18 protein-coding genes are annotated in these 21,515 nt (G+C 41.8%); 7 read left to right on the top strand and 11 right to left on the bottom strand.

The window, feature by feature from the left end; genetic code table 11:
* Positions 1-115: 115 nt before the first annotated feature.
* The gene (locus N480_RS09085) at positions 116-2,710 is read right to left on the bottom strand and encodes a serine hydrolase (RefSeq protein WP_063372195.1); all 2,595 of its coding nucleotides are present in this window, start codon (positions 2,708-2,710) and stop codon (positions 116-118) included.
* Positions 2,711-2,969: 259 nt separating this feature from the next.
* Between N480_RS09085 and N480_RS09090 the strand changes: the two genes are divergently transcribed.
* The 3 genes from N480_RS09090 to N480_RS09100 all read left to right on the top strand — a co-directional run bounded on the left by N480_RS09090 (position 2,970) and on the right by N480_RS09100 (position 5,007).
* Positions 2,970-3,704 (top strand): alpha/beta hydrolase, encoded by a 735-nt coding sequence (locus N480_RS09090; protein WP_063372196.1) that lies wholly within the window; start codon positions 2,970-2,972, stop codon positions 3,702-3,704.
* A gap of 98 nt (positions 3,705-3,802) precedes the next feature.
* Positions 3,803-4,312 (top strand): YdcF family protein, encoded by a 510-nt coding sequence (locus tag N480_RS09095; RefSeq protein WP_063372197.1) that lies wholly within the window; start codon positions 3,803-3,805, stop codon positions 4,310-4,312.
* A gap of 185 nt (positions 4,313-4,497) precedes the next feature.
* Positions 4,498-5,007, top strand: coding sequence for a hypothetical protein (locus N480_RS09100; RefSeq protein WP_063372198.1), 510 nt, complete (start codon positions 4,498-4,500; stop codon positions 5,005-5,007).
* A gap of 186 nt (positions 5,008-5,193) precedes the next feature.
* Here the strand turns inward: N480_RS09100 and N480_RS09105 are convergent, their stop codons facing one another.
* Together N480_RS09105 and N480_RS09110 are read right to left on the bottom strand one after the other, a co-directional pair.
* Positions 5,194-6,048 (bottom strand): LysR family transcriptional regulator, encoded by an 855-nt coding sequence (locus N480_RS09105; protein ID WP_063372199.1) that lies wholly within the window; start codon positions 6,046-6,048, stop codon positions 5,194-5,196.
* Between the two features lie 31 nt (positions 6,049-6,079).
* Positions 6,080-6,919 carry a hypothetical protein gene (locus tag N480_RS09110; RefSeq protein WP_063372200.1) on the bottom strand — a complete coding sequence of 280 codons (840 nt, stop codon included), beginning with the start codon at positions 6,917-6,919 and terminating at the stop codon, positions 6,080-6,082.
* A gap of 434 nt (positions 6,920-7,353) precedes the next feature.
* Here N480_RS09110 and N480_RS09115 point away from each other — a divergent pair, with 434 nt between their 5' ends.
* Positions 7,354-10,923: an amino acid adenylation domain-containing protein gene (locus N480_RS09115; RefSeq protein ID WP_063372201.1), complete on the top strand. Its 3,570-nt coding sequence runs from the start codon at positions 7,354-7,356 to the stop codon at positions 10,921-10,923.
* A gap of 250 nt (positions 10,924-11,173) precedes the next feature.
* Here the strand turns inward: N480_RS09115 and N480_RS09120 are convergent, their stop codons facing one another.
* The 7 genes from N480_RS09120 to N480_RS09150 all read right to left on the bottom strand — a co-directional run bounded on the left by N480_RS09120 (position 11,174) and on the right by N480_RS09150 (position 16,115).
* Positions 11,174-11,533: a DUF6334 family protein gene (locus tag N480_RS09120; protein ID WP_063372202.1), complete on the bottom strand. Its 360-nt coding sequence runs from the start codon at positions 11,531-11,533 to the stop codon at positions 11,174-11,176.
* 320 nt (positions 11,534-11,853) lie between these two features.
* Complete coding sequence (locus N480_RS09130; RefSeq protein WP_063372204.1) at positions 11,854-12,141, bottom strand: hypothetical protein; 288 nt, start codon at positions 12,139-12,141, stop codon at positions 11,854-11,856.
* A 55-nt stretch (positions 12,142-12,196) separates the two neighbouring features.
* Positions 12,197-12,394 carry a CPCC family cysteine-rich protein gene (locus N480_RS24985; RefSeq protein WP_081231814.1) on the bottom strand — a complete coding sequence of 66 codons (198 nt, stop codon included), beginning with the start codon at positions 12,392-12,394 and terminating at the stop codon, positions 12,197-12,199.
* A 217-nt stretch (positions 12,395-12,611) separates the two neighbouring features.
* A complete protein-coding gene (locus tag N480_RS09135) occupies positions 12,612-13,112 on the bottom strand; it encodes a hypothetical protein (protein WP_063372205.1) in 501 nt (166 codons plus the stop codon).
* Between the two features lie 808 nt (positions 13,113-13,920).
* Complete coding sequence (gene zigA / locus N480_RS09140) at positions 13,921-15,135, bottom strand: zinc metallochaperone GTPase ZigA (protein WP_063372206.1); 1,215 nt, start codon at positions 15,133-15,135, stop codon at positions 13,921-13,923.
* Positions 15,136-15,229: 94 nt separating this feature from the next.
* Complete coding sequence (locus N480_RS09145; RefSeq protein ID WP_063372207.1) at positions 15,230-15,661, bottom strand: TraR/DksA C4-type zinc finger protein; 432 nt, start codon at positions 15,659-15,661, stop codon at positions 15,230-15,232.
* Between the two features lie 244 nt (positions 15,662-15,905).
* Positions 15,906-16,115 carry a hypothetical protein gene (locus N480_RS09150; protein WP_063372208.1) on the bottom strand — a complete coding sequence of 70 codons (210 nt, stop codon included), beginning with the start codon at positions 16,113-16,115 and terminating at the stop codon, positions 15,906-15,908.
* A 334-nt stretch (positions 16,116-16,449) separates the two neighbouring features.
* Here N480_RS09150 and N480_RS25295 point away from each other — a divergent pair, with 334 nt between their 5' ends.
* The 3 genes from N480_RS25295 to N480_RS09160 all read left to right on the top strand — a co-directional run bounded on the left by N480_RS25295 (position 16,450) and on the right by N480_RS09160 (position 20,404).
* Entirely contained in the window at positions 16,450-16,602 is a 153-nt protein-coding gene (locus N480_RS25295; protein ID WP_155732804.1) for a hypothetical protein, read from the top strand.
* A gap of 412 nt (positions 16,603-17,014) precedes the next feature.
* Positions 17,015-19,036 (top strand): DUF1800 domain-containing protein, encoded by a 2,022-nt coding sequence (locus N480_RS09155; protein WP_081231815.1) that lies wholly within the window; start codon positions 17,015-17,017, stop codon positions 19,034-19,036.
* Positions 19,037-19,045: 9 nt separating this feature from the next.
* On the top strand, positions 19,046-20,404 hold the full coding sequence (locus N480_RS09160) for a DUF1501 domain-containing protein (RefSeq protein ID WP_063372209.1): 1,359 nt from the start codon (positions 19,046-19,048) through the stop codon (positions 20,402-20,404).
* Positions 20,405-20,445: 41 nt separating this feature from the next.
* On the opposite strand, the gene N480_RS09165 is transcribed toward N480_RS09160, so the two are convergent.
* Complete coding sequence (locus tag N480_RS09165) at positions 20,446-21,351, bottom strand: histone deacetylase (protein ID WP_063372210.1); 906 nt, start codon at positions 21,349-21,351, stop codon at positions 20,446-20,448.
* Positions 21,352-21,515 lie beyond the last annotated feature (164 nt).

Consider the following 21,515-nt stretch of genomic DNA (forward strand, 5'->3'; position numbering starts at 1 on the left):
ATTCAAAGAAGCAGTTGTTTAATAGGAATTTACCAAAGTTGAACCAGTTGAATTTTAGTTAAGTGGCTGCAGAGTTGACACCGACTACTTGTCTTACAGCCACCCGTTAGATTTGCTACTTGTTATTAGCTGGGAACTGCACTCCATAACGATAAAGGCTAGACGCTATATCATTTAATTGGCTATTTATTTCATCCTTACCATGAATAAAGTCCTCGCCATTGGCTATGATAATAACGCCGGTTTTGGTCTCTTTGTTGTAGGACATGCTCGCATGAGTACCAGGATCGCCACCATTATGTCCAAAGAAAGAACCATCCCAGTACCAAAAAACCCCTTGCTGGTAAGGAATGTTAAAAACATCACTTTGAGCACTGAGCATCTGCTCAACACTTGCATCCTGCAAAATGCGTACATTTTCGTACATTCCGTTATTGGCAACCGCAATTAATAGTTTGCTTAGGTCATGGCTACTGACATTCAAGTCACCATCGTAAAAAGTAGCATAGCTATATTCAGGCATCGCATGTTTCACACCGTCACGATCAATACTGTACTGAATCGCTTTGGGGTTATCCTCATCCAGCTCAGTGTGATACCAGTGGGTATTATTCATCTTTAGGGGAGCAAAAATGTGCGCTTGCATATCATTGGCCAAATTCAGCCCAGCTTTTTGCTCTACAGCATGCACAGCAAGCGCTGAGCCGATATTAGAGTACCCATGCACTTGATTTGGTAAACCACCTTCCTCGTCAAAATAAATGCCACTTCCCACGTAACGACCACCCAGCTTAAAGTAGTCATTCGCCAAAAAGGTCTTAAGGTCTTGCGTTACGGGCGCCGAGTCATCGCAATAAGGTATACCAAATATATTTGCCAGCGGCATTCCTGTTTCGTGCACATAGTAAGTACAAAGAATCATATCGCTATCTTTTATACCCGATGTGTGTGTCACTAGATTTCGCAAGCTCATTTGCTCACCGGTGTTTTCTGGGTTGTTTGGGTCGAAAGTCAGGTTCATCTGTGCCAGCTTGTCATCAAGGCTCACTGTGCCTTTCTCAACCTGCTGCATGATGGCGACTGCTGAAACCGCTTTACTTATCGAGCCTACATTGTAAGGCGTATGAATTGTAGCAAGCCGATTTTGGGCAATATCCGCATGGCCCACAGCTTGCTCGTAGACGATTTTGTCACCTGAAATCACCGCGACCGATAAACTTGGTAAACCAGTTTCTTTTAAAGCCTCCTCTAACAGACCATTTAATTTGGCTACATCATACCGATGCGTTGTCATCTCGCCCAACGTTTGAACGACAAATTCAATTGGTGTGTCTGTATTTAACTTATGGTCAACACTGGCGTAAGCGGGCATATAAATATCTGGTGTAACCCCTGCTTTTTCTAAAACGTCTCCCGCTTGGCTTTTATATACCTGATGACTTAAACTCAGCTCCCAACCACCCGGTAACTCATGGGTCAAAGAGTCTGAAACGCTGCCATTTGTTGCTTCACCAACCAATTTACTTTGTGGTAATGTTTTGAGTGCTTGAGCTAAAACCTCTGCGCCACTCCCCGTATTTTCGCCCGTCAGCACATAAATAGGTTTTGTAAACTTGAGGGTTTCACTGGGTGTAACAGTTAGCTCTATAGACTGCCCCTGATGTGCTTTATTAGCAACCTGTTTAGTACCAAAGCTGTACGCCTTATCGGTAAAGTACCCGGCAATCTTGCGTGATACATTGTCATAGCCTCCCCCATTGTATCGTAAGTCAATGATCATAGATTCTACATCTGCAAATTCGGTCAATACTTGTTCCATGATTTTATCGGTGTTAGTAAGGTCGCGTTCAATCCTTGAAATAACGCTGTCGCTTGAATTGTCCGCCACCATATCCGACACCTTATCAATGCGTAGATAACCAAGATCATCAGATATCTTGCCATAAAATAGCGCATCACTATTGTCATAAGTGCGTAACTCCCCATCCTGCATCAGGTGTTTTAGCACCCTCAATTCATTATGATGAAGCTTCGCGAGTGCGCCTTCCATATTCTCGTCATCTAGCAAGAGTGCTTCTTTCAATAAAGTATCGATTTTATTACCATCGGCGCTGGTCCCATCATTAGCGCTTAAGCTCAAGTGCCCGTCTCCAAACTCAGTAAAAATATCATCCATGATCTCTATAAACTCAGTTTGTGTGATAGAGTCCGTCACTTTGGGTTTGTAATCCGTGTAAACTTGCTGCCAGTCTATGCCTCTCAATTCAAAAAACGCGTAATACTCATTCAAAGTGTGCCAAACATAGTCAAACAATTGCGGGTACGTCATCTCAGTCGTTAGTTGACCATCTTGGCAAAGCTCAGGTAGGGACGACAGCTTACTTAAAGTTAAATTAGAAGACGCTGGATTTGCAAAGGTCAACGTATCTTGTGACTCTGAAAGAGACAAATACTTCAATGCACCTTGAAGCTCTTTCTCGGTCTCAGCCTCCCCTTTAACACAGTTTTTGCTGTTGTAATTGTATGTTGTAAGGCCTGAGGCATCGATAGACCAAATTTGGCCATGCCCGAGCAGATTCCATTGTCCATAAAAGTCAGCCAACACTGCCGGTCTGTCTTTGTCTTTAGGTTTGATAATTTTTACACCATCGCCGTTACAACCCGATAAAAACATTGCTGAAGCTAAAATACTTAACGTGAACCTTTTCACTTTTCTTTCCTTAATGTTGTAAGTAATTGTGTCTATCTTAGGAAATAGTGAGGCCCAATAATGTGTTTAACTGAGTACTTGATGTGAAATTCGGTAACTGAATGTTGGGGATCAGATACGGTTTTATAATCTTTCCAACATCGACATTAAAAGCTCAAAAATCACACAACGTGACCAAGTGTGAATTTATCGCATAAACCCTGTATTCGCGTTTTAGCTGAGGTAGTTTAGTTTGAACGCCCAACATCAAAGGATCAAAATGAAAATAATATATAGCCTGGTGCTCACCACTGCACTTGCCAGCACTTCATCGCACGCAAATACCCAGTTAACTGCCAAGGATGGTTTTACGATTAAAGGCGAGTATTTTTCATCGCCATCAACAAGCAAAGGCGCAGTATTAATGCTCCACCAATGCAACTACAATCAATCCATGTACAACCGCATCGGAAAGCAACTGGCCAACAATCATATTCATGCTTTGAGCATAGATTTTAGAGGTTTTGGAGAGAGTAAAAGCGTCAAATACGATGTGAGCAACATGTCGACATTGAGCACGGAGCAACGCAGAAAAGCTTGGCAAGATATGTCTGCTCACTGGCCCTCTGACGTTCAAATTGCCTATGACTTTTTGAGAAAAAAAGTCGGCGCACAAGGAAAAATTGGCGTAATAGGGGCAAGCTGCGGCGGTTCTCAAGCGATAGAGTTGGGAATAAATAATCAAATCGCCGCCATTAGCTTTTTCTCATCAGCGCAAAGTGAAAAAAACATAAAGAAGTACACAGCTTCATTATCTAATACGCCCACACTCATTATTGCGGCAGATGAAGATGGCAGAACCTATACCAGTGCACAATCACTGTTTATTGAGGCACAACACAGTAATAGCAAATTTCTGGCATACAAGGGCAAAGAACATGGTTACCCTCTTTTAGATAAAGACAGCAACTTGACTGACGCCATTGTGACTTGGTTTTCGCATCAAATTAACTAAAATCTTAACTTGCTTGAGCGTCTCTATGCTCAAGCTTAACCGCCCCAGTTTTGGCGTTAAAATTATCACTATAGAAACCATGCAGGAAGTACTCAATTTTGACTCATGTAATCATCGTGCTTGGCAACAAGAATGATAAATATGGAAACCTTTCACCTATTTCAAAGTCTCGCTGTGATCTGGCATATGAACTGTTCTGTAAAAAGCCACAAAGTAAGCTGATTTGCACTGGCGGCTTTGGTAAAAACTTCAATCAATCTTCACACTCGCACGCAAGTCTAGTTGGCCTGTATTTAACCAGTTTAGGCATTTCTGAGCAGATGTTTTTAGACAATGCATTAAGCAGATTTACAATTGAGGACGCTACTTTGACAGCGCCATTACTGAGTGCACACAAGGCGCAATCTGTCGATATTGTAAGCTCCGACTTTCATATACAGCGGGTCAAATTAATTTTTGACTATTTGCAGCCCAGTCTCTCAAAGCAATTTCACTGTTCAAAAGCTTTTCTCCCTGAGTCAGAACGCAGCAGACTTGAAGCCCATGAAGCTCATGCTATTCAACGGGATTTTCAGTCATTGCAGACATATTACTCGCCCTTGTTATAACCAAATAAGATATAAAAAATGGGTGTTGGCATGTAACCAACCGCCATCACTAAAAATTTTAAAAACATAAATATCAATAGCTTAATATTTATTTTTATAAAAATTGCCTTCTATTGTTATTAGTTGGAATTTTCCTCGTTTTACTTACTGACCACCAAAAAAGTCATCAACGAAGGGAAATAATAATGAGAACTCTGTTAGCTCTATGTTTAGGATTATCGGCAGCTTCTGCGGGTGTACAGGCTGCACCACAAGAGTGGCAAGGATTTTTTAAAGGTAAATGCGAGTTAATCGCGCCAGGACATGGCTCATTGTATGAGTTCCCAATGTCGCTTGAAGTTGGCGCCCCTATAGAAAATAAAGCTGATTGGATCATTACGTATGGTGAAGGCCCCAATGCTCGCCCACGTAATTACACCTTAGTGACTTTAGATGAGAAAAAGGGTCACTTTGCAGTAGATGAAAATAACGGCATTGTTATCGACCAGTACCTGTTCGAAAACAAGTTCGTCAGTCTGTTTGAAATTGGTTCAAGCAAGCTAAATGCAAGCTACCAGTTACATGGTGATGGCTCATTAGATGTTGAGATCATTACCTATACATTCGATACCATCCGTGAAGCACAAGTTGGACCTTATCTAGTTGCTAATTACGGTGGCAAACGAATTCAAAAATGTAAATTGTTTAAGTGGTAAGTAAGACAGTTTGCTAGACGATTTTACATTGTCACTCGCCTACTCGGGAGCAATGTGAAAAAACCAAGAACATGCCCGTCACTTGGTTTTAATGTGTGAGCTGCTTGGTAAGAGCAAATAATGATAATAATAAACGCGCTTTACCAAGCAGCATCCACACATATCAAACATGACAACAACGTTTGGCTATTCTATTTGCATTTCAACATGATTTAATAAAGCTTGAATTAAAGGCTCTGCCTGCCGACTTGCCAAAACAACAAAGAATAACGGCAAAGTAAAATCGAGCACATTTGTTTGATGAACATTATCTGGCAGAACCAAAAGCTCGCATTCATCGATAAAACTCGCCCCCAATCCCTGTGAAACTAAATCAATTCGAGTGCGCTCGTCGCAACTTGAAAAGTGGCTGATTTTTGCATTAGGCAGCCGAGTTACTAATTCATTATCAAATGGGCAGTCCTCGCTCATTCCAATCCAAGTTCCTTTTTCAAGCAACTGAAAATCACTTTCTTGTGTATTCATCCAAGCTTTTGGCATCACCGTCGTGATCTTGCGGTTGGTGATAAATTTAGCCGAAAACTCATTGCCACTAGGGCCGAAAACATAGCCCCCATCTAACTGACCTGACTCAATGCTTTTGAGAATTTCAGTAGAGTTACTCGGATTTAATGAGATAGAAACTTTTGGAAACGCGCACTGCAGTTGCTCAAGTAAACCTTGACACTGCTGCGCACGGATGGACAAATTAAGGCCAAGTTTTAGTTGGCCAGTCAGCGGACTATCAGTAAATGCTGCACTTTGGATAAAATCACGCGCGCTATTAAGTGTTGTTTGTGCTTTGTCTTGCAAAGCAAGCCCATGCGGGGTGAGCAACATACCTTTACTGGTCCGTTCAAACAAGGTCACATTTAACTCTTGCTCAAGTGCTTTTATATGTGCACTAACCGCGGGGGGCGTGGTGTGCAGTTGTTTAGCTGCTTTTGTTAAGTTTTGAGCTTTTGCAACAGCAACAAATGATTTGAGATGATAAAACTCCATGTACACCCCCTACTTAATGGTTTAGCGGTTATTATTTGGTCAGGCCTAATTTATCTTGCAACCAACGCAGCGCTGGGCGCCTGTAACGAAAATCAGCCATAACCTTTGGATCTGTATACAAGCACTGCCCTTTAAACTCAGCAACCAAGCGCTCAGTTTCTTCAAAAATAAACTTACGAGGTTTTTTGTGCCAATAGTGATAAACACGCTTGTGTCCAACTTCACTTAACGACTCATGGCGACGTAAAATAATGCCCAGCGCGAACTGCTCTGCGGTGTGTATCGTTGTATGCTCATCAATCAAAGGCATTAGCCACAAAGCGCTGTCTAAATGCTTGCAGTGCGTATCACAAATCCCAATTAAACCAGAGTTATACATTGGCATATCTGACTCGATCAGCCACTCCCCAAACTCTGGGTGAGAAAACGTTTTGCCAATAACGCCTGCGTGCTGCTTAGCAAAACGCTTGCCTGTTAAATCGCCTTCTTTTTCATGCAATAACGTGTTGTTCTCAGAAATTTGAGAAAACAAGTCCATGATTGGTGCCTTGACGAGGGTATCAGTATCTAAAAATATAATTTTATGTGCATGTTGCTCTAGTAAGTACTTTAAGCCAGCAAGTTTAAGTTTAAAGTGGTAGCCGTCTTCTCCCATCCACGCTTGCTTCATGTCATCGGTTAAGGGGATTACAGTAAGCTGAGGGTGTTCATCAAAAAGCTCAAAACACTCTGCTAAGACACAGATTTGTGCTTCTGGGTTGTGAAAAATGAGGCTGGCAATACTGAGTTGCGCTTCGAGGTAATGGCGCGCTTGTTTACCATAGATGATATACACAAAGCTCTGGGCTTTTTTTTCTGAATGTTGTTCCAAGGCAATAATTCTTCCATATAAATCACTGGAATTAATATACCACAAAACAAATAAACAACCTGCTTAAACGCACTTATTAAACTTATATTCTTAAAAAGAAAAAAGCAAAGAATAATAAAGAATCGCTAACAACAAAATAAAAAACCGTTAAAAATTAAAACTCAAATGATATAACATAATAAAATTTAAAACTCTTCAAATAATGAACATACGATAAAACGCCAAACAAAAATGTTAACATAAAACATAACGAAGCTGAAAAAAACTCCAACCCATTATTTTTTATAATAAAATTTAATAGATTAAAAACTCTAAAAAATATGAGTAAAAAGTAAAAGTACATAACCTGAACGCAATTTTCACACCTTTCTGTTACCTTTGACCTGCATTGAAGAATACATAAATCAATAACAACTCCACAGAAGGAAACGTAAATGCAGAAGGCAAACAACAATGAAATAAGTGATAAATTGAGTGTTCGTTGTAACACTGTTTATGAGCTTATTAATCACCGAGCGCAACTTACCCCCGAAGGAATCGCAGTCATTGATGGTGAGCGCGAAATCACCTATTCACAGTTAATGACTGCGGCTTGGACAATTGCATCTGAGATCGAAATACAACAAATTCCAAGATCTTCAATAATCGCTGTATGTATGTCTCGAAAGTGGCAGCTGCTCGCTGCGATGATCGGTATTCACAAAGCAGGTTGTGCATACGTCCCTCTTGACCCTAACTACCCTAAAAACCGTGTGGAATACATGCTCTCTCATTCCGGAGCAAAAGCAGCCATTGTTGATAGCGAGCACACTTTAGCACTTTGTACAGGCGTTGCTAAGCATATTATTACCGAACAACTGAATATGCATAATCAAGTTATTGAGCCCACGGCATCCCCAACCGCTGAAGATTTGGCCTACGTCATCTACACTTCAGGTTCAACCGGCAAACCCAAAGGAGTCGCCGTAGAGCATAGAAGCCTCGTTGCTATGAGCCAGGCACTGAGCAAGCTGTTTGGTTCTAGTGAGTTGCGGGGGGTGTTAGCTGCAGCATCGATATGTTTTGACACCTCGGTGATGGAAACGCTCGGCACGCTATCTTTAGGAGGAACCGTCATACTGGCCAAAAACGCGCTGGAACTACTTTCTCTTCCTCATGCAAACAAAGTAAAAGCATGTGTTATGGTTCCCTCTTCTATGCAAGCCATACTCAACGCTGGTACCCTACCCAAAAGCATTGAATGTGTGGTATTTGGTGGTGAGACACTTAAACCGGCTTTAGTGGATAGAGTACATGCGCTTAACCCTAGACCTAGAGTTGTGAACGCGTACGGCCCAACTGAAGACACTGTATTCTCCACATTAAAAGATATTGAAGTCGGTACCAAAACCATCACCATAGGCAAACCGGTTGAAAATTCAAGCGCAGTGATAGTGGACGAAACACTTCGACCCGTTTCCGATGGTGTAGCAGGAGAGCTTTGCCTTGGCGGACACAAATTGGCCAGAGGATACTTAAACGATACCGAACAAACAGCGGCTCGATTTATTGAAATACAAGTCAGTAATGAAGCTAAAAAGCAACGACTTTATAGAACAGGTGACTTATGTCGCTTTACAGAGGAAGGAAATATAGAGTTTTTAGGTAGAATTGACCAACAAGTTAAAATCCGTGGGTTCAGAATAGAGCTCGGAGAAATAGAATCAACACTTGAGTCTTTAACGTTTATAAAAGCTGCCGCTGTAAGTGCGTTGGAAAGCAAGACGGGTCAAAAGTCGCTGGTTGCTTACCTCGTTGAGCAACCAGATGCACCAAACCACGACGCGTTAAAATCGATACTTCTAAAACAGTTACCAAGCTATATGGTTCCGCAATTATTCATGTCTCTCGACTCACTCCCTTACTTACCCAACGACAAATTAGATCGCAGTAAACTGCCTGATTTGACACAGGTCCGACTCGCAAATCAAGTTACACTCGGTCAAGAAAACGCACTCGCACTCGGCGATGAACTGAAGGTGACCAAATCACTTATTCAACAAGAAGTCGCCGCGCTATTGAGCATAAAGGACCCCGAACTCATAAATCACGACACTAGTTTTGATAGCTTGGGCATTGACTCACTCAACCTCCTTGAGCTATCGAGTCGATTAAGCAGTGCCTTTGGCACATTACTACCCCCAGCCTTAATTTCAAATCATCCTACAACTGCTTTGCTTGCGAAGCATGTACTCAAAGACCACCCCTCACAGTATGAACAAAAAACAACACCTCACCTCGAGACATTAAGTCAATTTCAAACTTTATTGCAGTCAAGCCACCCAACCTTTGGTTCAGCAAGTGCTCATGCTTGGGACATAGATGATAAAAGCCTCCTAGTTCAAGCGATACTGCAAATGGTCAATAGAAATGGACGCAACCCTTATGGCAAGGTATTACGAACAGGCAGCTCGTCTAAAGGCCTTATAGGAGATAGCTATAACGACGATGAAAGAGCGTCTATTATATGGTCAACCAACTTGTATTTTGGCTTTAACCGCGACCCAGAAGTTATCGCTCAAGCTACAGAAGCGCTGCAGGACTACGGCACAGGTATGGGAATTTCAGCAGCGGCAACAGGCATGACAGATCAACATGTCGAATTTGAAAAAGAGTTTGCTAAATTGGTCGGTAAGCCAAACGCTTGTTTATTCCCCACAGGTTACACCGCTAATTTGGGGGCTATATCTGGCATACTTGGCCCAAACGATATTGTTGTAATTGATCAACTTTGCCACGCGTCTATCGTGGATGGTGCTAAGTTAAGTGGCGCTACCATTCGTACCTTCAAGCACAATGATAAAGATGACCTAGCGACGGTTTTAGCCGCTGAGCAATCTCCTTATCGTACAACCCTAGTCGTATTAGAGAGTGTGTACAGTATGGGCGAAGGCACGGCGCCGGTTGCGGACATAGTTCACACCGCGAAGCAATATGGTGCCTTAGTACTTGTAGATGAAGCGCACTCTTTTGGTTTTTACGGTGAACACGGTGCCGGCGTTTGCGCTGAGCAAGGTGTCAGCAATCAGGTAGACTTTATCATGACTACATTGAGTAAGGCTCTGGGTAGTATTGGCGGTGTTATTGCAGCCAGTGAAAAGCACGTCAACCTACTCAAATCGGCATCAAGGGCCTATATTTTTCAAGCCTCCATTAGCCCTGCTGACATCGCTGCGGCATTGGCTTCTTTGCGCATATTGCAACGTGATGATTCAATGAGAACGCAACTTTGGGATCGTACTCGCTACATGCGTCAAAAATTTAAAGACGCTGGATTTGACCTTGGTACTGGTGATGGACCTATTGTCACACCACATTTTGGAGACAAAGATAAGTTATATGCCATTGTGCAAAGTTTATATCAGCGCGGAGTACAAACTTTGGCGGTCACCTATCCAATAGTTGAAAAAGGACGCGGGCGCTTGAGATTCATTTGTTCGGCTTCTCATACCTATGAAGATATTGATTATACTGTAAAAGCGCTTATTGAGGCTGAAAAGGAAGTCAACGCAAACGTCATTCAAAGCACGCAAAATCTAGACTGCTTAGAGGCAGATGGATTAGACAGCGCACTGCCCATGTTGAAAAACTGGGTAAATAATTTTGTCAGCTACCTTACATTACACTTACAAAACTGCACTGGGCCACAACCAGCTCTTGCCGTTTCAATTAAACTTGGTACCGTTAAAAAACCATTTACGATAAAAGTTGAACAAGAACAAGTTCAATTGGAGCAAGGTTTGGACAACAGCCTACCTTATTGCGAATTGCATTTAACCAGTAACACCGCACTAGAGGCACTGACAAACAACAATGAACAAGCTTTGCTGGAAGCGGTATGCCAAACAGGGTGTGTTTTAAATGGGCAAACTGAAGCATTTGTTTGGTTTATGGCAAGATTGATTGAACATAACCAAGATAAAAGTTTAAGGCCACAAGCGCAAACTCTATCCTTGCAGGCTTAAATACAGTTGCTCATATCTGCTCTGCAGGTTTTAAAAAATAAGCTTAAAGTCCACCTGATGGGCAGGTATGAGCGAAAAGAGAACGGTCGGGTAAACTCGCCTTTGGACATAAATGCGTTAGAGGTGAAGGACGGCTATATGCCAACGACTATCATTCATAACCCTCGATAAGAGGTTCAAAGTCAATTGGTTATATTCTAGCGGCTTGCCCGCAACAAACCAATTGATTTTGTCCATTTTAATCGCCTAGTTATATCTCGGATACTCGGTAAAGCTTAAACTCGGATGCCAAAACCACTACTTCAAATGCGGCTGCGTTATCAAACTCAAATTTGATACCATCCAGATATCCTTGTTGGTTCATCATACTCCAAGCCCACATCAAACGCTTTCCTAAACAATCATCAAGTGCCAACGTTGATACTAGGGGTGCGAAGTTAACTGGTATCGATTCGAGCAACACAACCTCGTCTGTGTCCGCTTCGACTTTTAAGAAGAATGAAATTGCATCAAACCCTATCAATAAGCCGTCAAAGGCCCTCTCACCTGAAGAGTAAGGTACGACTTTATTTAACTTACCTGAGTCGAAAACAATATCAACTAGATTCATAGTTAAAAGAGATATAACGCCTCAAGAAGAGGCGCCGGTTACGGCGTCCATCTTGCTTGAATTGTTAGGGCCTTGCTGGTTGATTTTAGCTAGTAGCGGCTTAATAGCGGAAAAGGTAGATATGTTTACATGCTCTCGCCTCTGAATAATATTGACTAGAGACAACAAAAATAGTGCGAAAAACACAAAAAATAATTTCACCATTAAAAAGAGTAAAGACTGAATACTCATTAGCAGGAAAACAAATGATAGACCTCTTGAAAACCTCAGAATTATATAGGATGACCATATTGCTTTGTAGGCAGGTTCAAGATTTATCATTAGCATAGTTTTATGCTCTTATGTGCTTTATTTCTCAGAGGAGCAGGTTCTAAAACTCCATTTACCACATCACTATAAAAATATTTACCGAGGTTTAGATATTTTGCGATTACTGCAGTCATTGTAAAGCATGTTACATGGCCCAGTGTCTGCAACAACACACCTACGGTATACAAAACAACTAATCCAACAATTGGAATACCTACTTTTTCGACTAAAGCGGCAGTTGATGCGTAATAACCCACCCAAAAACTCAACTTATCTTGGTTGTAAATTGCAAGAAACACGATTTCACAAAGCAATAGAGCAACTGGAATTTGTGGCTTCGGCTTGAGCGGTTTGTTATACGCATTTAACCGCTCGTGACAAAGTATCTCGTTCTACCTCGGAAATAACAACTTCTGTGCACTTCTCTTGGCTTGCACCAAATTTTAAGTAGTTTGATCTTGCTGCAGTTAAAGATAAGCCATCATTCAATTCGGAAGGTAAGGATGCTCTGGGTGAATCTGGATCAACTTCGTCATCTTCCCAAAAGCACACAGGGCATACAAGGCATTTACCTCACTCCGCCAGTGAATAATAATCACAGCAGGGGCACGGTTTCATATTTTCACTAATGGGGAGTTCAATTTAATTCCATTGCTCGATCTCAACCTGCGTATAACACCCGCATAAGCGGCGAAAAATGCTTGGCTATACTAGTAAGGAACGAACGCAACCAAGCTTTTTGCGTCCGCACTTGATGCGATTGTTATGTTTACATTCTCACAGGAACTATAAATAAACTAGCAAACGCAACCCCTACACTTACGGTATTTGCTAAGAAAAACCATATGGATAATTTACTTTTGAATTGAAAAGGTAACTTAAACACTTTTTTATATACAAGCCCTTCGAGTGCCAAGTTTACTAAACAAGCCAAAATAAAAGTTGCAGTCCAAGTAATAGGGTTAAATGTTCCCATCCCAAGAACCTTGTAAAAAAGTATGCCTGGAAATATTTCCCAAACAATGCCTGCTAAAGGGATCAAAACTATACCTACAACAGCAGAGACCAAGTTTGCACCAATTGTAGCTAACACAGCTTTTATAATAGGAACATCATATAGTTTTCTAACAAATAGGTACTCTATGACTAAGCCTAAAGTAATAGCCCACCATGAAAAAAGGCGTGTTTCAAGATATAAAGCCGGCCAAATCATATTGGCATAGGCAGGGACTGGGATTAATAGAACTAATAAAAAAACTCGGAGATGCACATACTTTCCTTGCAAACATAACGTCCGCATAACGGGCTAATAAAGCTTGGCTAAAATGGGTGAGGCACGAACCAAGCCAAGCTTTTTGGTTCTGCTCATAATGCGCTTGTTATGTTTCAAATAAACAAACTAAAAAGTTAATTTTTCATGTGGTGATGAATAAACAGAACAGCCCATAATAATATTGCGCTACAGATAAAGATGGATAAATCTTTAAGACTAAAGCTACTAACTCTATGATCGCAAACTGGACACACAAAATATGACTTGTTCATTGCCACTTTAACTTCTAGTGGCACAATATCCGCTTTGCATTTTTTACACTGAGCCATTTAAATTTGCATACCCTGATTGAAACACAACAATTTAATATCGACCCAATCGGTCGTTTATCTGATTGGTCCAGTTTTAACATAAATAATGACATGTTGCTACATATCACTATTTTATGGTCATGGTGTTTTACCAAATATATAAAAACGACCCATTTGGTTGTTTTCATGACTACAGGAGCAAATTGCTAGTTCAGGAGCTAAAAACCAACGATCTCAAAAAACGGTGAAGGTCCGCTCATGGTACTTAAAGGACTGCTCGGCATCTAACTAGAGGCTATGGTGTCTCCCGATTAGCACATAGGTAACCGCCAAAATTGGTTACGCTGTGTTGAGTGAGCCTGACAGAGCAAGTTAAGGTAGACACATTTAGAGCCACTCCCTGAAGTAGCTCTTTCACAGTATTTTGTCATTAGTAAACCAAGCTTAGACAACTTGGCTTTTTAAAAATATAAAAGACGAAACTGAAAAATAACTTACTCTGGCCTCAGAGGCCAGTCAGGAAACGGGTCAGGTAATTTCGCCCAAAATGACTGACCTTGAGCAAGCTCCTCTGGGGCCAACAAACACTTGTCCAATCTACTGGTAATGTCTTCTTTATCTAACCCTTGACCAATAAATACCAGTTCTTGTCGCATATCGCCAAAAGGTTCTTCCCACATATCTGCGATTGCTTCAAGGTATTCGGGGTCTTCAGGCCATTGTTCTTTAGGCACCGCTTTCCAAAAAAGCCCGGCCATACCGTATCTCGCCATTCCACCAGCTTGACTCCAGCTGCCAGCAATATGTGGGCGTGTCGCTAACCAGAAAAACCCTTTTGAACGCACTAACTTGCCGCTAATCTCTTTACAGTGAAGAAAGTCGTAAAACTTTTTTGGATGAAACGGGATTCTCGCGCTGTAGACAAACGCACTGATCCCATACTCTTCTGTTTCGGGTATATGCTCTCCCCGCAACTCTTTGAGCCAGCCCGGTGCTAATTGTGCTTTCTCAAAATTAAATAAGCCTGTTGCAAGCACTTCTTTGATGGGCACTTGGCCATTTTGAATTGCAACTTGCTTGGCTTGAGTATTTAGGGTTTTTAATATTCCTTTTAGTCGTTTTATTTCACTTTCGGATACGAGATCTGTCTTACTAATCAACAAAACGTCCGCAAACTCGACTTGCTCAACCAACAAGTCTGCAACGCTGCGTTGATCCGCTTCACCTAGACTCTCACCCGTTTCTTGCAACAACTTAGCTTCATCGTAATCTTTTAAAAAATTCAGCGCATCTACCACCGTAACCATCGTATCGAGCTTGGCAATGTCTGACAGGCTATTGCCGTTTTCATCTGCAAATGTAAATGTTTCAGCAACGGGCAGAGGCTCTGAAATTCCAGTAGATTCAACTACCAGATAATCGTATTTGCCAGCTTGCGCTAAACGTTGAATTTCCTCGAGCAGATCTTCACGCAAAGTACAACAAATACACCCATTACTCATCTCTACCAGCTTTTCTTCAGCGCGATTTAAGCTGACTTCGTTTTGCACAATCTCAGCATCGATATTTATCTCGCTCATATCATTGACAATAACCGCAACTCTCAACCCTTCTCTGTTGCCAAGAATATGATTTAATACCGTGGTTTTGCCTGCCCCTAAAAACCCCGACAGAATGGTGACCGGTAACAATGACCTTGACTCAGCCATAAGTACTCCTAAATTAACTTGCTGTTAAATAGAGAAGTTGCCACACCTAAACTTCATGCACCCCAATAGGCAAGCAACTTAATGATAAATCTAATCAATGCTTATAGAGATGCTCCCCAACCTCTTTCAGGTTTTTGACATCCGCACAAAACTCTGTGGTAGGTCTGGCCAATAACCGAGGAATACCAATGGGTTCGCCTGATTCCATACAGTAACCATATTCGCCCAAACGAATACGTTCTAAAGATTGAATAATTTTTGGTAAAAGCTTTTGCTCTCTCTCGACAATTCGCATCGATAGTGCCCACTGTTCTTCCCAAGATGCCCTATCATTAAAGTCCGCTAAATCAGGCTGATCTTGCATATGCTCCTTGACTTCTCTAATCCGTTCACGGGTTGTATCGTGTAGTTCAATTAATCTTGCTTTGAAAAACGCGAGTTGCGCGTCATTCATATAATCAGACTCCGGAGCCTCTAAAATCTGCTGCTCGGTTAACAATGGTAATGCTTTGTTTTCGCCAGTCATCTTCTAACTCAACTCATAAATTTGTTATAGTATAACATAGCACACAAATTTGAGTTATGTTCTCTTGCAAGGAACAATTCGTGAGACTCGTTGTGAATTGACCATCGAAATATACGCACATTTCATGAATTGTTAAACGGTCTTACTCTACTGGCAACAGAGCCTTTTCTACCAAAATGACTCAGTGGCAAAGCTCACTCCCTGCACGGTAAGTTTCATCAAAAAGGTTAAACAAGTCATTAAGTTACAATAGGTGCTCTAACACCGTGTGCTCAATTTGGGTCAGTGCATGTTTCACTGAGTTTGAAGATAAGTCTAATTCAAGCCAGCCATCTGTGCCCATTATTTCTACTTTGTGGTAAATAATGGGCACAGATGGTGAACAACCTAAGGCACCCGTTAAGCGCAAAGTACCTATACGGGTTTGCAGCCGAGTTATATGAAACTGCTTCACCTTTTAGTCTCCTCTTAATCTGAGAATCAACAATGGTATTAAACCATTTTAAAACAGCAATATATGAATAATATTATTTAGTAATTAAGCAGCAACACTTGCATCCTTCACCTAATATATAAACTAAAAACAATCATAAAAACACTTCTTACAATCTCAACCGAACACTTAAGCTTATAATATTAAGAAAAACCCACCCACACAGATGATAATTGGGTAATAAAATATCGTTAATAAAATTCAATTTACAATATTCCGGATAAATGGGAATTTAAATATCGGCCATGTCAAAAAAGCCGAGCAATCGCACCGGCGAATATAATAAGGAAATACAATGAAACTCAATATTCAAAAAAAGACTTTAAAGTCACTACAAAACAAAACGCTCTCAGACAAGCAGACAAATGACGTTGCAGGCGCAACAGCTGCTCCTCCAGGTTATTCAGTACAAGCAATGATGTGTCGCTGGACAAGAGACTTTTGTTAATTGCTTTTTGCAGAGGCTAATATGCCTCTGCGCTTGCCGTGAAAAACCACTCAATTAATACAGCTTACGCGTACTCATTAGCTTCTCCGTAATACACGCAAGGCCGAGCTCTATTTACTACGGGCTCCTGTACAGCCAATCGAGGCTATTGAGTTAAGACAACCTCCTATAGTCAAAAAAACACCATAGACTCACCCATAAACAGCCTTGAATAACACGCTTGTTTTAAATATATCAACACCATACAGCAAAACAATGCAGAGACTTGCTTCACTTAACCGCACAAAAAACATTCACCCACCTTGAAAACCAATACTTTAAAACTAAAAAACAACAAACAGACTAATGAAAAAACATTGTTAATTTTACTCATGATGCTATAAATGGAGAAGGCAATATTGAGGAAATCGAAATGAAAATACTCGCCATACTTGTAGCGTTAACCTTCACACTATCCGCTTGCGGCGGTGGCGGAGGTGACACTAATAACAATAATGTGACGAATGATAGCAATAACTCAGGCTCTCCCTCGACCCCAACTGACTCCAATAACGACAACCAAACGCCTGATGCAGGAGATAACGAGGGCGATAACTCGGATACCGGCGCACAGGATGACATAGGTGCTGCGCCAATTGTGGACGTAAAAGCGCCTGGAAATATTGTTCGTAAAGGTACTACGATTGTTATTGATAGCGTTGTAACTGGGGGGAACGAACAGCTAACATATTTATGGGAGCAAATTTCAGGCCCTACAGCAACGATATTAAACAACCAATCAGCCAGCCTAACTGTAACCTTACCTGAGACGAGTTCGCCTAATCAAGACGATTTTGTATTTGCCCTAACAGTGACAAATAGTGATGGGCTAAGTACTTATACAGAAACTACTATTGAGTCCATCAATGCAATGACTCAACTACAAGCTGCGGCACTTTTACATCAGGGAACACTGGGGCCGACTTACGCTGAAATCCAAGCAGTAATAGGAAAAAGTGAAGAAGAGTGGATAGATGCGCAACTCGAGTCGCAAACTACCTACCATATGCCTTTTTTAGAAAACTATCCGAACAAAGAACAACCCAGCCATATAAACCGAATTGATGCATGGTGGAAAGCCAGCTTAAATGCACCCGATCAACTAAGACAGCGAGTCGCGTTTGCACTGAGCGAAATATTTGTTGTGTCGGACGCAAACAGCGCGCTAAGAGGTGAACCGGAGGGAATGACAAACTATTATGACATGCTGCTTAAAAACGCGTTTGGAAACTTTCGTACACTGCTAGAATCCGTTACCTTGTCTCCCGTTATGGGCGTCTACTTAAGCCACCTAGGTAACGAAAAGGCTGATTTAGCAAAAAATATACGCCCTGATGAAAATTACGCAAGAGAAGTCATGCAGTTGTTCACCATAGGTTTAGATGAGCTAAACCTTGATGGCACAGTAAAGCTAGACGACAACGGTAACACGATCCCGACTTACTCTCAGCTTGAAATTGGCGGGTTTGCAAGAGTATTCACCGGCTGGACATTTGCATATTCTGCTCGCTGGAATCGACCTAGTAAAAATTATACCCTGCCAATGCAGCCGTTTGAAGATTATCACTCTAGTCTTGAAAAGCACTTACTCAATGGCGAAGTAATTCCGGCAGACACAGGCGCTGAGGAATCAATGAAGTTGGCACTCGACAACTTGTTTATGCACCCCAATGTTGCACCTTTCATCTCTAAGCAGTTAATTCAAAGGTTAGTAAAATCAAACCCAACGCCTGCGTATGTTGAACGGGTTGCAACCATTTTTAATGACAACGGGCAAGGTGAACGGGGAGATCTCGCAGCCGTTGTTAAAGCTATTCTTCTAGATGATGAAGCTAGGAAGTATTCGCTCGTTTTAGAGCACACAGGTAAAATAAAGGAACCAATACTCACTAAACTCCATTTTTGGCGAACGCTTAACGCAAGCTCTCAGGTCAATCGCTATTATACGTGGAATTTATCTACGACATATGGACAAGGGCCACTTCTCTCTCCATCTGTATTTAATTTCTTTAGACCTGATCACAGACCAAGCGAGCTGCTTGATTCAAATCTGGTTGCGCCTGAACTACAAATTGCCACCGATTCAAACATGATTTCTACAACAAACAACCACTATAGCGATCTTGTTTGGAGAATGGCCGAACGTAAAAATACCTTAAACCCCAATACTATTTATATGTATGGCGAAGCGTATATTTCGTTATTAGAAGAATCGGGATTACAGGCTTTGCTGGATCACTACGATGTCGTCTACTTTGCAGGCAGCATGTCAGATGAAACTCGTAGTGCGTTGACAGATCTAGACAGTTATTTTGCAAACCGTACGCCAGCAGATCGCATATCTCAATTGTTGTACATGATTTCATTGTCGCCAGAATTTAATTATCAAGACTAGGAGCCTCACATGACAACCTACAATGGAAAATCAAGAAGAGCTTTCTTGTCCCTTTGTTTGAAAGGTGGAGCATCAGTTGCGGCCCTGACTAGTTTACAACTGCAAGCACTCGGAAGTACTTTAAGCAGCGAGTCTCTAACTGATTATAAAGCGCTTGTTTGCATTTTTTTGCACGGCGGCAGTGACTCCCTCAATATGCTCGTACCGACAAGTGGCCAACATCGCACCAATTACGAGCAAAGCAGACAAAACTTAGTTGTAAATGACGCAATTAACCTCACTACTAAAACCCAATTTGAAGGGGGTGTCGGCTTGCACCCAAGTATGGCGAGCCTCACCCCGTTATTTGACAGCGGACAGTTAGCGTTTGTTGGAGGTGTAGGTACTTTGATAGCCCCAACGTCACTTGTTGACTATCAAAACAAAGCCGTCAACTTGCCAGGCCATTTGTTCTCACACAATGATCAACAAGCCACATGGATGCATGGCCAAGAAAAGGTCTCGTTAAATACTGGGTGGGGAGCGCGAATGCTCGAGAGACTCAATCAGCATAGCGCATTTACCAGTAATATTTCCTTAGCGGGATCCAACCCCTGGCAATCAGGTATACAAACATCCCCCTATGCCCTGAGTCGATCTGGGGTTATGAAAATCAACCCTCTATCTGGTTATCAGCCACAGGTCGATCACGTCAAAAGTATTATTGATCGTTTGCTGCAAACACCCAGTAATAGTCCAATTCAAAACGCCTATGCCAGTCGATTAGGGCGTTCAATTAGCAACGTTCAAAATATGAATAATTTACTTGAGCAAGCACCCATTCTTACAACGCAATTTAGTGATAATGACTTGTCACAACAACTCGCTGCCGTCGCTAAGTCCTTGAGCATTAGCAACCAAACCTCATCTCAGAGACAAATATTTTTCGTCTCTCTAGGCGGGTTTGATACACATGATGAGCAATTAACAAGACAGCCAGCTCTGCTGTCAACTTTAGCGACTGCACTTGCGGAGTTTCAAAGTGCGCTTAACGAGCTTGATCTGCAAAATAGTGTCACCACTTTCACTATGTCTGATTTTGGTCGTACCCTCACATCAAATGGAGATGGCACCGATCATGGCTGGGCTGGTAACCAACTACTGATGGGCGGCGCTGTAAATGGCGGTGATGTCCACGGCGCCATGCTAGATCAACTTGTAGGTGGGCCACTAGATGTTGGTGGTGGACGGCTTATCCCGCAATTTTCAAATGAGCAATACTTTGCTCCCATTGCAAAATGGTTTGGATTATCTAATGCAGAGATTTACGAGTTATTTCCAAACTCAATGAATTTTGATGCATTTACCCTGCCGCTATTCAACAGCTAATCGATGGCAGCCAAGTGCTGCCACATTTAAAATTTTAAGTACTAAAGTTTAGCGGCCTGTTCAATGACGATGCCATGGCGTTTGGCCAAACGTTCATGGTCTTTGTCATAACCACCGCCTATGACTGTCGCAACGGGCACCCCCATAGATTGGCACGTTTTAAGTACTAGGTTGTCCCTTTTTTCAAGGCCCTGCCAACTGATATCTAGTTTACCCAAAGTATCATGTTGCCACACATCAACACCCGCATCGTACAATACAAGGTCAGGATTTAGCTGCTCGATCAGTTCTCTCAGCGTAGACGCCACAACCGATAAATATGCCTTGTCATCCGTGCCAATGGGTAGCCCAATATCTAAATCGCTTGAATGTTTCCTAAACGGGAAGTTTTTCTCACAATGAATTGAACAAGTGAATACATACGGATGATGCGCGAGCATTGCAGCCGTGCCATCGCCTTGGTGCACGTCACAATCAAAAATTAAGACATTATGTACCTTATTTTCATCAATTAATCGTGTAGCGGTATAGGCAAGATCATTAACCATGCAATACCCTGAGCCAAAATCATAATGGGCATGGTGCGTACCACCGGCCAAATGACAAGCGATCCCATGCTTTAAGGCGTTCTGAGCCGTCAAGTAAGTGCCGAGCGGTGCAGTAAATGTACGTGCCATCAATTGTTCTGACCAAGGTATTCCGATTCGGCGCATCGCCTTATCACATAATAAATTGTGATAAAGATCATGTACATACTGCTCACAGTGTACCAATTCTAAGTCATTGTAGTGCCCTTCAGGCCCTTGATATAAATTGTTTTTTATAATGCCCTTTGTCTCTAAATATTGTTTTAGTCGCGCAAACTTACTGACTACAAAACGGTGTTTAGGGTCAAAGCTAAAAGAATAATTAGGATGATAAACAAGGGGTAAGTTTGGATTGTACATACAATAACGTCATTAGAATCTTCCTATGAGTATCTCATAATTGAGCCACATTAGGTATCTATCACATGCTAGTACCGCAATACCGGCTTGTTCCTATATTTGCTTAACACACACAAGCACCAAAAATCATGGCTGCTTTCAAAGTTTTATGAGCGCCGGCGTTC

It is taken from the genome of Pseudoalteromonas luteoviolacea S2607 (assembly GCF_001625575.1).
GTDB lineage: Bacteria > Pseudomonadota > Gammaproteobacteria > Enterobacterales > Alteromonadaceae > Pseudoalteromonas > Pseudoalteromonas luteoviolacea_E.

What these genes read in the sequence shown, in the direction of transcription:
- N480_RS25295 (WP_155732804.1), top strand. Translation starts at nt 16,450, where the DNA reads ATGAAACTCAATATTCAAAAAAAGACTTTAAAGTCACTACAAAACAAA.
- N480_RS09165 (WP_063372210.1), bottom strand. Translation starts at nt 21,351, where the DNA reads ATGTACAATCCAAACTTACCCCTTGTTTATCATCCTAATTATTCTTTT.
- N480_RS09120 (WP_063372202.1), bottom strand. Translation starts at nt 11,533, where the DNA reads ATGAATCTAGTTGATATTGTTTTCGACTCAGGTAAGTTAAATAAAGTC.
- N480_RS09115 (WP_063372201.1), top strand. Translation starts at nt 7,354, where the DNA reads ATGCAGAAGGCAAACAACAATGAAATAAGTGATAAATTGAGTGTTCGT.
- N480_RS09105 (WP_063372199.1), bottom strand. Translation starts at nt 6,048, where the DNA reads ATGGAGTTTTATCATCTCAAATCATTTGTTGCTGTTGCAAAAGCTCAA.
- N480_RS09100 (WP_063372198.1), top strand. Translation starts at nt 4,498, where the DNA reads ATGAGAACTCTGTTAGCTCTATGTTTAGGATTATCGGCAGCTTCTGCG.
- N480_RS09145 (WP_063372207.1), bottom strand. Translation starts at nt 15,661, where the DNA reads ATGACTGGCGAAAACAAAGCATTACCATTGTTAACCGAGCAGCAGATT.
- N480_RS09160 (WP_063372209.1), top strand. Translation starts at nt 19,046, where the DNA reads ATGACAACCTACAATGGAAAATCAAGAAGAGCTTTCTTGTCCCTTTGT.
- N480_RS09155 (WP_081231815.1), top strand. Translation starts at nt 17,015, where the DNA reads ATGAAAATACTCGCCATACTTGTAGCGTTAACCTTCACACTATCCGCT.
- zigA (WP_063372206.1), bottom strand. Translation starts at nt 15,135, where the DNA reads ATGGCTGAGTCAAGGTCATTGTTACCGGTCACCATTCTGTCGGGGTTT.
- N480_RS09090 (WP_063372196.1), top strand. Translation starts at nt 2,970, where the DNA reads ATGAAAATAATATATAGCCTGGTGCTCACCACTGCACTTGCCAGCACT.